Annotated in this window: 9 protein-coding genes; 1 reads left to right on the top strand and 8 read right to left on the bottom strand. The window is 61.7% G+C overall.

Annotation, left to right across the window (positions count from 1 at the left end; genetic code table 11):
* Positions 1-120 precede the first annotated feature (120 nt).
* The 7 genes from HUN39_RS11425 to HUN39_RS11395 form a co-directional block, all read right to left on the bottom strand.
* A complete protein-coding gene (locus HUN39_RS11425) occupies positions 121-345 on the bottom strand; it encodes an MbtH family protein (RefSeq protein WP_175094635.1) in 225 nt (74 codons plus the stop codon).
* Positions 346-349: 4 nt separating this feature from the next.
* On the bottom strand, positions 350-1,714 hold the full coding sequence (fes, locus tag HUN39_RS11420) for an enterochelin esterase (protein ID WP_175094634.1): 1,365 nt from the start codon (positions 1,712-1,714) through the stop codon (positions 350-352).
* Positions 1,711-3,312 carry a PepSY-associated TM helix domain-containing protein gene (locus tag HUN39_RS11415; protein ID WP_175094633.1) on the bottom strand — a complete coding sequence of 534 codons (1,602 nt, stop codon included), beginning with the start codon at positions 3,310-3,312 and terminating at the stop codon, positions 1,711-1,713. The genes fes and HUN39_RS11415 overlap by 4 nt, the downstream gene beginning before the upstream one ends.
* Positions 3,313-3,327: 15 nt before the next feature.
* The gene (locus HUN39_RS11410; RefSeq protein WP_175094632.1) at positions 3,328-3,612 is read right to left on the bottom strand and encodes a hypothetical protein; all 285 of its coding nucleotides are present in this window, start codon (positions 3,610-3,612) and stop codon (positions 3,328-3,330) included.
* On the bottom strand, positions 3,609-3,896 hold the full coding sequence (locus HUN39_RS11405; RefSeq protein ID WP_175094631.1) for a hypothetical protein: 288 nt from the start codon (positions 3,894-3,896) through the stop codon (positions 3,609-3,611). Before HUN39_RS11405 ends, HUN39_RS11410 begins: the two co-directional genes overlap by 4 nt.
* Before the next feature lie 15 nt (positions 3,897-3,911).
* Entirely contained in the window at positions 3,912-6,344 is a 2,433-nt protein-coding gene (locus HUN39_RS11400; protein ID WP_175094630.1) for a TonB-dependent siderophore receptor, read from the bottom strand.
* A gap of 389 nt (positions 6,345-6,733) precedes the next feature.
* On the bottom strand, positions 6,734-8,794 hold the full coding sequence (locus tag HUN39_RS11395; protein WP_332310753.1) for a heavy metal translocating P-type ATPase: 2,061 nt from the start codon (positions 8,792-8,794) through the stop codon (positions 6,734-6,736).
* Between the two features lie 410 nt (positions 8,795-9,204).
* On the opposite strand from HUN39_RS11395, the gene HUN39_RS11390 reads away from it, so the two are divergent.
* Complete coding sequence (locus tag HUN39_RS11390) at positions 9,205-9,549, top strand: antibiotic biosynthesis monooxygenase family protein (RefSeq protein ID WP_175094628.1); 345 nt, start codon at positions 9,205-9,207, stop codon at positions 9,547-9,549.
* A gap of 130 nt (positions 9,550-9,679) precedes the next feature.
* Here the strand turns inward: HUN39_RS11390 and HUN39_RS11385 are convergent, their stop codons facing one another.
* The gene (locus HUN39_RS11385) at positions 9,680-13,066 is read right to left on the bottom strand and encodes a PAS domain S-box protein (protein ID WP_175094627.1); all 3,387 of its coding nucleotides are present in this window, start codon (positions 13,064-13,066) and stop codon (positions 9,680-9,682) included.
* Positions 13,067-13,391 lie beyond the last annotated feature (325 nt).

Genomic DNA, 13,391 nt, shown 5'->3' with positions numbered 1-13,391 from the left:
TGCCCGGCTGCGCGGCAATGAGCGGCAGCTCAAGCGCGATCGGCGAGGAAGGTCGCAAAGGCGGAGCAAGAAGCACTTGTCGTTCCCCTCGAAAGAAAGGCTGACTAGGAAGTCATTCGGTTAGCGCGGACGAGAAGCGTCACGAAGCGACTGCGGGCGCATGTCGGTCCAATATTCATCGACGAAATTTACGCAGTCGTTCCGATCGCTGGGACCGAAGAGCCGTCGCCAGCCCGCGGGCTGTGGGGCGAATGTCGGCCACAGACTGTGCTGGCCCTGGGAATTGACCAGAACGAGGAACGTAAGGCTTTCGTCGTCGAATGGGTTTGGCTGCGCGTCATTCACACATTCACTCCGTCGCGTTTGTAATTGCTAATCTTGAGGCGTCCGAGCGAGACGCCGGAGCGCCAGCTGGCGCGGCACGATGGTCGGCGAGCAGAAAGGACAGTCCGTCGAGCAATCCGCCACGCCAGCAAAGCGGATCGTGCCCGCCCGAATAGACGCGATAGTGGGCGTCGTGCCCTGCGTCGATGAGAGTCCGATGAACGCGGTCGCTGGCGACGCGAATGATTTTCTCGAAGCTTCCAGCCTCAAGGAAGACGCGAAGACGGGAAGCGCCGCTTTTGCTGCTCTCGATCAAATCGGCGACGACGTCTCGCGCATCGCCGAGAGTATCAGGAACGTGCGGCCGCAGATCCTCCCGCGCATAACCTCCCGGCCACCAAAACGAGCCAGATTGGCTGAGCACGCAACCAAAACACTCTGGCGAGCGAAGGCCGGCGAAAAGCGCCGCAAGTCCGCCAAAGCTCTGTCCAGCGATGACAGTCTTGCTCGGATCGTGGCCATACGGCGCGAGACCTGCCACGATTGGCAAAAGCTCCCGCTGAACCGCCTCCAGAAAGGCCTCGTCACACGCGAGTTCGCGACTTCGCATGTCTGCGTTGAGCGAATCGATGAGCACATAGAGGCTGGGCGGGAGCAAGTCGGCGTGCGTGGCATGGTCCAGGGCTGCGAAGACCGGCATGGCTTCGGCCCAATATTGGCCGTCCAGGAGCACGACGAGAGGAAGCTTGCTTTCTTTAGGCGTCGCGCCCGTGCGATAAATCCAAACACGGCGGCTGTTGCGCAGCCGAGCGCTGTTCCATTCCATTCGATGCAGGCGGCTCTGATCGGCCGCGGGTCGGCTGTTGCGGTCGACGTCTCGCCATGCCGTTTGCAACGGCGCCTGTGGAAGATGTGCTCCGGATAACGGCTGTCCGCGCAGGCCGACATGGCAAAGGTTGGGGTTCAACGAATCGGTCTGCGCGAACTTCAGCGCTGCGCGCCACCAATCCTTCGGCGCAATTTCGGTGTCAGGGCCGCGGGCGCCATGGAGATGGTTGTCGTCGAGAGGAATGAAGCAATAGCTTCCGCGCCATTCAGCCTCTACCTCGAAGGACCAATGCCAGACATCCGTTCCGGCGATCCGCTCCAAAGAGGCGGGTTCATTGCTATGATGATCGGTGACTGAGCAGATATCGATATAGACGCGTCGAGTCCTAGAGGTCGTCGCATCGCCTTCAGGATCACGCCACAAGAACAAGACGCGCGCCCGGTCCCCGCCTATCGCCTGGACAATTGGACAGCCTTCGATGGCGACCCGACGCCACCAGCGATCGGAACCCACGTCTCGGCCGAAACGGCCTTTCAACAATTGCTGGCAAGGCGTCGTCATCGCGCCGCCTCCTGCAATTGCCGGTGAGACGCGGCCCAAACACTGTCTGCAGGCCCATATTGCACGCGATGAGCTGCGGAGCGCGCCATCCAGACGAAGCATAGGGCGGCGGAAAGCGCGACGAGGTCGACGCCGAGCGCGGCCATGCTCGCCGAGCCTTGCATGCCGAGCGCAGGCGATGCCCAACTGAACAGTGAGGTGAAAGGAATTGCTGCGGCGGCTATCGCGGCAAGCCAGAGAAGCTCAACGCCAGCCGCGGCCGCTCCCCTGAGAAACGACCAAAGGACGCTCGCAAGGAAGACGGCGTAATAAACGCCATTGTGCCACACATCGATGTTCGCGACGCGGCCGTTCAACCATTTCGCCGCCACGATCGTGATGGAGATCGCGCAGATCGCGCCGAAACAAACGCCGACCGTGGCGGCGGACATCAGCCGCGTCGATGTCTTCTGATTTACGGGCCCGCCGTTTCGCCGTTCAGTTCGCCGGCGAGACTCAATCCAAAGCAAATTGCCCGAGTAGAAGAGGAAGGCGCCCGCGATGCCGAGCAGAAAATAGCAGACACGCACGACATCGCCGCCGAAGGTGGCGAAATGCAGGGCGAAGAACGTCGCCACGACGCCCGTCCAAGTCCCCTCTCTGCCGGGCAGATAGTCCGTGTTGGCAATCTCGCCGGTGACCGGACTGATGACCGCAAACCCCTTTCCTCTCGTCATATAGCGAGTGTCATAGCCCCAAACCTGAACCGAGGCGCCACGAAGCCCAGCGCTTCGGTAACGCATCTCGGTGGGGACGAAACTCGGCGACGCCGCCTTCACCCGCTCAAGGAGCGTGTTGACGGGCAGCATTGGCGCGGGTCGCTCGTCCTTCTTGATAGAGTTGAAGGGGTTGCTCGCGGCCATGATCGACTTCAGACGGCCGTCATAGACGACGTAGTCGAGCGCGTCGTACAAGGGCTCGTGCAGGCAGAAAACGACCGCGCTCAGCGCGATGACGATGTGGAACGGCAGGCTGACGACGCCCACGACATTATGCGCGTCGAGCCACATGCGCTTGAGATTGGGGGTTATCCGCAGGGCGAATAGATCCTTAACGAGCGAAGGCAGAACGATGATCAGGCCCGACACAAGCGCGACGGCATAAACGGCGCTCACGACGCCCATGATGGTCTCGCCGATGTCATTGGCGCCTGGAATGCCCGCGGTTCGGTGAATGTTGTCGACGAAGTCGGCAAGACTCGAGCGATATGACTGCGCCAGGCGCAAGTCGCCTTCGGGAGAGAGCTCCGCCGACCAGGGCGTCCTGTCGTCCTTGCCTTTCCGCCATGTGAGGCGCGCCCAAAGATCTTCGGTTTCGCCCAAATGGAGCGTGAATTCCTTGGCTGCGTCAGGCCGTGCGGCAAGCGTGTGCGCGATCAATTCATCCGATCGGGCAAGGGCGGTGAGGCGGACCGGAGCGGGGGATGAAACCCAGCGCGCGAGCGGCTCGGCAAACACCGTGATGGAGCCGGCGTAGAAGGCGATGAACAGAAACATCCCGGCGGTGATGCCTGTCCACGTATGAACAACCTTATAGAGTCGAACAACGTCGCTGCGCATCGTGCGTTGTCCCGGTTAGAGAAGGAGAAGGCGGCAGGCGAATAGGCCGGCGTATGCCAGTAGATTTACGCCGCCCAGCCAGAGCCAGGCGCGCATGCCGCTCGAAAAGAAGAAACACATGCTCAGCGTCGTCAGCCAGATCGGCGCGATCAGCCACATCACGAGCTGAAATTTATTTGGAGTCGCCAGTCCGCCGGGACTGAGCCACGCAAAGAGGCCCGCAAGCGCGATCGCAAGGCTGAAGCCCAGAATGGCGCCGGCCGAGGTTTTGCTGACCCAATCGCGTCGGATCTGACTCATGGCGCGTTCCTGACGAAGGTTCGCAGCGCCCCCAGACACGGGAAAGCGATGAACAGAAGCATGACCAGGGCGAGCGTCCCGAAAATCGCAGTTGAAAGCTGAACCGTCTGACTCCACAGAAAGACGCCAAGAAGCAGCAGCGCCGCGCCAGCGACGCCGCTCCACAACCCAGGCAGCGGCCGCGACAGCCAGCGCTGGTTCTGCGCGCCGAGATAGAGGCTGGCGGCGCCCATCGCGATGGCCACGCAGGCGGCGAATTGAATAGCTGCGGGCGAGAGGTTCAACGTCCGCTCCTATCCTTAGAAGTTGAAGGTTGCCGACAGCAGGACGGTGCGCGGCGCATCGAGCGTGGCGAAACCGTCGTTAAACGCTCCAGACCAGTAGCTGTGGTTGAACAGATTGTTCACATTCGCCCGCAGCGTCATGTCTGTGCCGTAGATCTTCGTGGTGTAGCGAGCGCCTGCGTCGAAGCGCGCCCATTCAGGAATTCGGTAGTAGTTCAACGAGTCGACATAGAGGGCGCTCGTATAGATGACGCGGCCTTCCACGGTCACCCCGACCAGATAGGGAAGGTCCCATTCGCCGTAGAAGTTCGCCTGCCATCTTGGTATGCCGAAGGCGTTTTTACCGGTGGTCTTTCCGTCCGCGCTCTGCGTGATGACGCCGATCATATAAGAGACGCCGCCGAGCACACGGACGCCCGGGATCGGCTCGCCGAAGACGTTCCACTCGATGCCCTGGTTGCGCTGCTGGACGGGTTTGTAAGATACGCGGCCTCCCGTGGTCACGGTCGCAAGCGTCGGTTGGGTGATTTCGTAAAAGCTCAGCGTATTGGCGAGAATGCCCAAATCGAGCTTCGCGCCGGTCTCGATCTGCTTGGAGACGAAGGGTGCAAACGACTCGTTGTAATTGGTCGACAGTGGGTTGGTGACGCGCAAACCTTGCGTGAGCCCTTCGATATAATTGGCGTAAAGCGAGAGGCGCTTGTCGAATGGCTTGACGATCAGGGCAAAGGCCGGCGAGAGACGATGGCTGTCATAGGCGTTCGTCTCGATGCCCGTATTGGCCTGGAACGTCTTGGTCATCACCCGCTGGCTGCGCAGACCGCCGATGAGCTGGATGCGTTCGTCGAAAGCCGAAATCGTGTCGGCGAAGGCGAGGCTCGCCAGATAGGTTTCTCCGGTCTTTCTCGGATCGGTCGCGAAATAGGCTTGTCCGAGACGGAACGGCGTATTCGGAACGACCGGCGGAGGAGGCGCCTGAGGCGGCACGACGGGCACGTAAATGTTGGAGCTGTAAGGCGAGATAAATCCGAATTCGGAGCTTTGGCTGAATTTTAGCGCCGAGGCGCTCAGCACGAATTGATGGCGCAGCGGTCCCGTGTCCAACTGGCCGCGAATGCCGCCCTGCGTCGACAGCGAATTGGTATAGCCGCGCAGATTGACGATTCGGGCTCCGGAGTAGTTGCCGAGCAGGTTTACGCCTGTCGCCTGAGTTCCGTTGGTGAAGCCGAAGTTCCGGCTGTCCAAAAAGCCGATTCCGCCAAAAACCGTGACATTCTCGGCGATGTCCAGCTCGGCGCGCGCTTCAATCGCCTTGTTCTCGAACCGCGCGTTGGAGCCGACAAACAGATTCTTGGTTGCGCTTGGCGCCGCGGCCACGCCAATGCCGGAGAAGCTCGCCATGAGCGCGCTGCCGTTCTTGAAGATTTCCTGACTGTGATAAGCGTCAATCGACAGCCTGATGCGCTCCTCCCGGAAATCGAGCGCCAGCGCGTTCAGGCCCCGCACCTTCCACTGCTCGTCGAGCGCAGTGCCTCCGCTTCGGTAAACGCCGTTGTAGCGAACGCCGAATTGATTGTGATCGCCGCCGCGTCGCCCGACATCGATATGCGTGCCGAACTGAGAACTGGATGTGTAATCCGTGCTGACGCTGGTGATCGGCGCGTCGCCGGCATGTTTGGTGACGAGATTAATCGAGCCGCCGACCGCGCCGAAAGGCGCCATGCCGTTGAGCAGCGCACCGGGTCCCTTGAGCACTTCGACGCGCTCCAGGAATTCGGTCGGCACATGGCCGTCGGGCGCGAGACCATACATGCCGTTGAGCGCGAGTTCGCTGCCCAGCACGGGGAAGCCGCGAATTCTGAAATTCTCGCGAATGTGCCCGGCCGACGTGGTCATGCGGACCGACGGATCGTTCTCCAAGACCTGCTGCAAGGTGCGCGCTTGCTGGTTTTCGATCAGCGCCGACGTGTAGCTCGTCACATTGAACGGCGTATCCATGAAATCGCGATTGCCGAGCATGCCGAGGCGGGCGCCGCGAGCGACCTCGCCTCCGGCATACGCGGGCGGAAGATTGCCGATTTCGCCCGTTGGCGGAGACGGCGCAACGCCGCTTGCGCCGGAGAGCAGCGCAGGACCGACCTGCGGAGCGGCGGAAGTCGCGCCGTGCGGCGTCGAAGCCACGTGCGGTCTCGGGCCGCTCGGATGAACGCTGCTCGCCCGCGCGCTCGATGCGACTGGGCGTTGCGTTTGTTGCCGCGGTTTTGTTTGCGGCTTTTCGCGCGGCGCATCCACGGTCACCGGAGGCAATGTTTGAGAGGCGTTCTGCGCCAGGGCCGACGCGACTTCGAGCGCGATCACGACCGGCGCGCCGAGACTACATACAAGCAGGGATTTTTTCCCGATTACCGAGATGTCCAGGCAGGCAAATCTGGAATGTTTCTTGGTCATTCTTCCGCCTCTACTATTGTGCAGTGCGACGCCACGCTTTGTATGCTGCACATAGCTCGAATATTTTTTTTCATCAATTATGTAGCCGTCATTTCGGAAGTATTTTAAGCGCAATGTGACATATGTACCATATATTACTTGTATTTATTCTCATTCCAAAGTAGCTAGTACTTTATTGCTTAAGTTGTAAACAAAGCGACTCGCACGCAGTCACCGTGCGGCGCCGAAGCCAACAGAATTCGATCACGCGGCGGACCGTTCGAAGAGAGCGCAAGGGCGGTGGTCTTGTTGCGTCAGATCTCGCCAGCCACACCAAGCTTCAGGATCTCGTGGTTGGGCGCAACGCTTCACCCGGCGGGCGCTTACGCCGCCGAGCTGAAGGAGCTCTGCTATTGTTCTTGCGCCCGGCTGTGCTCGAGTGCGACTGAATCGCGTGGGAATTTCTCCGTGACGGAACTGTGCGCTCGTCCGCTCAGCAGGGCGCGCAGCAGGACGGCGATCGTCGTCCCATTGTGCAGCGTGGCGGCGGCGAGAGGAGAAAGACGCCCGAACGCCGCCGCGGCCAGAATCGCCGAATTCACGCCAACCGCAAATCGGAAGTTCGAGTGGATCAAGCGCATCGCTTCTTGAGCGACCGCGAGTATCGTGGCGAAGGAATCCAGTCTGTCGTCCAGCAACACAATGTCGGCGGTGGCTCGGGCAATGTCGGCGGCGCGCGGCATTGAGATGCCGACATCCGCCGTCATCAATGCGGGACCGTCGTTCACGCCATCGCCGATATAAGCGACGCGGCGGCCCTCCTGCTTGAGCGCCCCTATGATGTTGGCCTTGTCCTCCGGCTGCTGTTCATAATGCACAGCATCTATGCCAAGCGTCTCTGCGAAAGCCAGCGCCGGCGCCTGGCGATCGCCCGTGATCATCACGAGGCGCTTGACTCCTAACGCGCGCAACTGCGCAAGCGTGCGCGCGCTCTCCGGTCGCCATCGATCACGCAATGCAAAGACCGCAATCGGGCGCTCATCGGCGGCGACATAGAGAAGCGATTTGCCTTGCTCTTGAAGCGCTCGCACGGTCTTGCGGGCGTCCGCGAATGAAATGTGCTCGTCGTCTTCGAGATAATGCCGGCTGCCAAACCGAATGCGACGTCCATCGACATTCGCTTCCACGCCGTGGCCGACAATGAAATTGACGGCCTCATGCGGGATATGGGCGAGCCGGCGCTGCCGCGCGAGCCCGACAACGGCGCGCGCGATGGGATGGCTCGTGTGCTCGCCGAGCGACGCGACCATGGCCGCCGCCCGTTCTTCGTCGATCCCGGGGTCCAGCGGACAAATGTCCGTGACCTCGAGCGTGTTGTGGGTCAGAGTGCCGGTCTTATCGAAAACGATCGTGTCGACCCCGGCAAGCGTTTCGATCGCCGTTCCGCTCTTGACCAGACAGCCTTCGCGCGCGGCTCGATACATCGCCGACTTGATCGCGATCGGCGTGCCGAGCTTCACGGCGCAGGAATAGTCGACCATGAAGACGGATTCGATCCGGCGCCAGTCGCGCGTGAGCGCGAACACCACCGCAGCTGTGGCCAGCGTAATGCCGACGCGCCGATCCGCAAAGACACTGGACATAGTCTGGATGTCGGCCGGGCGGTCAAGAGCGTCCTGAATGTAGCGCGAAATGCGTCCCGTCGTTGTGTCCTCGCCCACGCGCGCAGCCTGGACCACGAGCCGTCCGTCGGTGACAACGCTGCCTGCGAGCGCCTGATCTCCGACCGCGCGCGGCATGGGAAGGCTTTCGCCGGTCACTAAGGACTGATCGACATAGGCGTCGCCGGCCACCACTTGGCCGTCGACCGGAATGGTCTCGCCCGCGCCGATGACGACGCGCTCGCCGCCTTTAAGCTGCATGAAAGGCATGCGCGCGAGTTCGCCGTCATGGCATTCCACCCAGACGTCGCCAGGCGCCTGTCGCAGAAGCGAACGCAGCAATTCGTCTGACTGCTGGACGGTGGTGGCCTCGATATGCTCCGCCAGCGCGAGAAGGAAACGGGTCACGCTGGCGGTGACATATTCATGGCGCGCCGCCGGCACGCCGATGGCGAGCGCATCAAGAACGTCGGTCTTCAGCGTGCCGCGCGACGCCGCAAGGACGCCGCGCGCGAGGACGCCCGCGATGTTGAGCCAAGTGATCGCTGCGGCGAACGGCGCGGGAAGGAGGAGCGCGGCGGCGATCGCGCCGGCCGCGAGAGTCACGCGCTTGGCGTTAGCGGCTGGCGGAGGTCGCCAGCCATCCGCGGCCATTGATGGCGTTCGACGTGCGGTTTCGAGAATGGAGTCACGGACCTCGGGCTGTCCGTCGTACGCCAGCGTCAAAGATGCGCAGGCGCGATTGGCGCGCACAGAGGCGACGCCGGGAAGCTGTCGCAGCGCAACTTCCGTCTGCGCAAAATCGTCCACGTCCGACAAAAGCCGCAACCGGAGACGCTTGTCTAACTCATGGACAATTTCTACGTGCGCCATGGTCAGCGAGGAGGCCTTTCCTCAATAGCGTATCTCGGAAATGCTTGCGAGGCGGCGATCTCCGGACTCTGCCTTCACGCAGCCGCTAGATTTCGCTCCTAACTTAGTTTGGCGCGCCCCGGTCCACAATGCGTTGTGGTCATAGCGGAGTCGCTACCGCGCAACAGAGCCTGTCGCCGGCCTCCTTTCACAGAACTTTGTTCTCGCATCGGGCGTCCCTCGAGTCCAAGCCGTCGCTGCGGCTAGGCGGCTGCAGCGCTTCAACCATGTTCTTTGCCTTTCGCCTTAAGGACGATTAGCTAAGATCGCTGGCGGGACCCGCCGAGACCACTGACAGGAGCCGAGTCATGTTTGTCGCAATGAACCGCTTCAAAATCGTCAAGGGAAAGGAACAGGCGTTCGAGGACGTCTGGCGCTCGCGTCAGTCGCGGCTTCAGGAAAGGCCCGGCTTCATCGTCTTCCATCTGCTCAAAGGGCCAGAGCGGGAGGACCATATTCTCTATGCGTCGCATGCGCTGTGGGAAACTCGGCAGCACTTCATCGATTGGACGCATTCCGAACATTTCCGCGAGGCTCACAAAAACGCTGGTCAGAACCGCGATCTCTATCTGGGCGGTCCCGAGTTCGAAGGCTTCGACGCGGTTCTCACCGAATCCAATCCAAACTATGCGCCGCCGACTGCCGCAGAATAGGATTGATCTGCAAGACATACGGGACGGCGGCCTTCGGGCGAGGGCGACGCCGTTCGTATGCTCGCCGTCCTCTCTATGTCCGGATGGCATCTCTTGTCGACGCGCCGCACATGCCTCGGGGCGGAGCAGTTCAGCGAAGGCCGAGGTGGCCGCAGTCCGCGAGCGGCAGACTGACGATGAATTCGCTGCCCCGGCCGACGCCCTCGCTGCGCGCCTCCACCCGGCCGCCGTGGATTTCCACGAGGCTGCGGACAAGCGCGAGGCCGATGCCGAGCCCTCCTTCGGAAAGCCGAATCTGATCGTCCGTCTGCGCGAAGAGATCGAAGACGCGCGGCATCATGTCGGCGCTGATGCCGACGCCATTGTCGCGAACCCGCAGAACGACTTCATCGCCCCCGCGCGCGGCGTCGATTTCGATGCGACCGCCCGGCGGCGTGTATTTCGCCGCGTTGTTGATGATATTGGCCGCAATCTGCGCCAGACGGACAGAGTCGCCGAAAACCCGTAGCGGCTCATCCGCGACCTTCACGGTTACGCGGTGGCTCTTGCTTTCGATGAGCGGCTGACAGGATTCCAAGGCGTGCCGCAAGAAATCCGACACAGCAACGTTTTCCTTGCGCAAGTCGACTTTGCCTCGGCTGATCCGTGACACTTCAAGAAGGTCGTCGACGAGGCGAACAAGGTGATCGACCTGTCGCTGAACCATAGCGAGCAGCGGAGTGTCGGGAAATTGGGGACCATATTTCTTTTTCAAGACATGCACGGCGTTCCGGATCGGAGTGAGCGGGTTACGTAATTCATGCGCCAGAGTGGCGAGGAACTCGTCCTTGCGGCGGTCGGCGTCTTGCAGCGCGGCTTCGGCCTCATGACGCGCCGTCACGTCGGCATGAGTGCCGATGGCCCTTAGCGGCAGGCCAGCTGCGTCCCGCTCCACGACCCGTCCGCGGTCCAGAATCCAGCGCCAAGACCCATCCTTGTGATGCAGGCGGTGCTCGCATTCGTAGAAATCAGAGCGACCCTCCAGATGGTCAGTCAGTCTGGCGGCGACCTCCTCCCTCTCGTCAGGATGAATCAGCCTCTCCCAGGCTCGGACATCAGGTTCAATCTCGCTAAGATCATAGCCGAGCATCGATGCCCAATGACCGCCAAACTGGACCCGGCCGCTGGGCACGTGCCAGTCCCAGAACCCCAGCTGGCCGGCTTCCAGCGCCAGCGCGAGCTGCTGCTGGCTTTCCCGGAGCGCCAGTTCGGCCTGCTTGAGATCGTCGATATCGGCATTGCTGCCGAACCACTCGACGATCTCGCCGGTTGCGTCGCGAATGGGCGCCGCCTGAACGCGCATCCAGCGCCACTCGCCATTATGTCGGCGGATGCGGTGCTCGCTCCAAAACGGCTCGCCGCGCGCGACGGCTGCTCGCCACTGCGCCGCCACTGCCTCGAGGTCATCAGGGTGAACGACCTTGGTCCAGCCGTCGCCCAGCATTTCCTCGGCGGTCTGACCCGTGAAGGCCATCCATTCCTGTTGCGGCTGTTCATGCAGTCCGGATGGCGGACAGCTCCATGTGATCGCGCTCGCCGCTTCCACGAAAGAGCGATAGCGCAACTCGCTGTCGCGCAGCGCCTTCTCGACCCGCTTGCGCTCGGAAACGTCGATATTCACGCCGGTGAGGCGCACTGGCTTGCCGGCTGCGTCCTTGAAACCCTGAAACCACCCGGCAATCCAGTGCACGCTGCCGTCGGGCCATACGACCCGCCACTCATGCTCGACGGGCTCGCCCGACGCCAGCGTTTCGTTAACCTTGGCGACCGCGCCCGCGCGATCGTCTGGGTGCACCAACTGCTCCCATGCCGACCGCCTTCGGCCGAACTCGCCCGGCCCCAGCCCATACATCGCCTCTAATTCCGGCGTCCAGATGTTCACGTCCGTCGGAATGCGCCAGTCGAACGCGCCGATCTTCGCAGCCTCGGTCGCCAACCGCAGCCGAGCCTCGCTCTCGCGGAGCGCCTCCTCCGCCTGCTTTCGCTCGGTGATGTCCTGTGTAATGCCGAAGCCGCCTAGAAGCGCGCCCGCCGCGTCAAATTCCAGATAGGCTTTCTCACGCACCCATTTGACCTCGTCCCCCGACACTATGCGGTGCTCGATGTCGTAGGGTTCGCCGCGCAGACCGGCCTGCCATTTTGCGTCAACATCGGCCCGGTCGTCCGGGTGCACGATGGAAAGAAAACTATCGTAGGTCAGCGGCGTCCCCCTCGGCACGCCGAAGATCCGATGGTTCTCGTCCGACCAGGTCAAAACATTCCGGCGCACATCGAGCCGCCACCAGCCGATCTTTCCGACCTCCTGGGCGCGGTCGAGATCGTTGCGGCTTTGCTGCAACGCCTCTTCGGCTAGCCTGCGCTCGGTGACGTCCTCGACGAGCGTGATGATCCACCGTGGTGCGCCATCGGCGCGGCGAATGAGCGAGACGCTCTTGCGGACCCAAATGCTTTCGCCGTTCTTCCGAATGTAGCGGTTTTCGACAACGAAGCCCGGGATCTCGCCGGCGAGCATCCGTTCGGATAGGGCCCTGTTGGCGGGCCAATCATCAGGATGGATCAGCTCCGACCCCTTGAGGGCAAGAAGTTCCTCGCGCGTGTAGCCGGTGATCGCACAATAAGCGCTGTTGGCGTCCAGGTGCGTATCGTCCGGCCCGTTCATCGCAAAGCCGATCGAGGCGTTGGCGAAGGATACGCGGAAGCGTTCCTCACTGTCGCGCAGCGCCGCTTCCGCCTGCTTGCGTTCGGTGATGTCGCGCACGAAGGCGCGCATGCCGACAATATGGCCTCTTTCGTCGACAACGGTCCACGTTCGCAGACTTATCGGAAATACGGTTCCATCCTTGCGGATATATTCCTTCTCATATTCGGCGGATTCGCCGCGCGGAAGAATGTGCTCCCGCACGACCGCCGCTTCCATGTCATGCCAGACTTCTGGGGTCAGTTCTTGATAAGTCAGTCGCTTCAGCTCTTCGAGCGTGTAGCCGAGCATCTTCTGGTAAGCAGGGTTGGCTTCGAGAATATGGCCGCTCATATCGACGGTGACGATGCCGTCGCGACTCGTCTCAAAAAGCGGACGATAGCGCTCTTCGCTTGCCCGCAACGCGTCCAAGCGCTCTTTGCGCTCGGTTATATCTATCCGATCATGGAAATCGATGATGGAGCCGCTGTAGCCAATGAATACGTCTTGCGCATCATAGCGCGGCGCGCCAACCGCCAACGCCCAGCGAAACTGACCGTCCTGGCGTCTCAGCCTTGCCATGATCTGAAACGGGCGCTCTGATCCACTCGCTAGACCTAGCTCGACCTTCACCTGCTCCAGATCGTCCCGGTGGATGGCGTTGAGCCACCCTCCGCCCATTGCGGCTTCGGCTGTTTGGCCTGTGATTCTTGGCCATTGCCGATCGATATAATCGCATTGTCCAGCGACATCCGTTGTCCAATTTACAACCCAGAACGCGTCCATATTCGAAAAGGTCATTTGCTATCCAACGGACAGAATTGGGTAAGACACCGAACAGAAACACTCCCGCGCTGTTGGTCCTGCGTCCGCCGGCGCAATCCTGACGCTTCTGTTGGAAATCGCCGTCATGCGAAGCTTAAACGCAAGCGTAAGCGCGCCCTGCTTGCGCGCAAGACCTCGGCCCATTACTTGCGCGGCCGCGCCTGGGGCGCTCAGTCCTCACGACGTTCCCGCCAAGAATTACGTCGGGAGTGTCCCCGCCGCGGCACTCCTACTAACGCCGGCGTCCCTGGAAAATCCAGCTGAGGCGCGGCGCTAGCGGCGCGCTCCAGCTGCGGCTGCG

It is taken from the genome of Methylocystis silviterrae, from assembly GCF_013350005.1.
GTDB lineage: Bacteria > Pseudomonadota > Alphaproteobacteria > Rhizobiales > Beijerinckiaceae > Methylocystis > Methylocystis silviterrae.
This window is presented reverse-complemented; position numbering and strand designations above follow the sequence as displayed.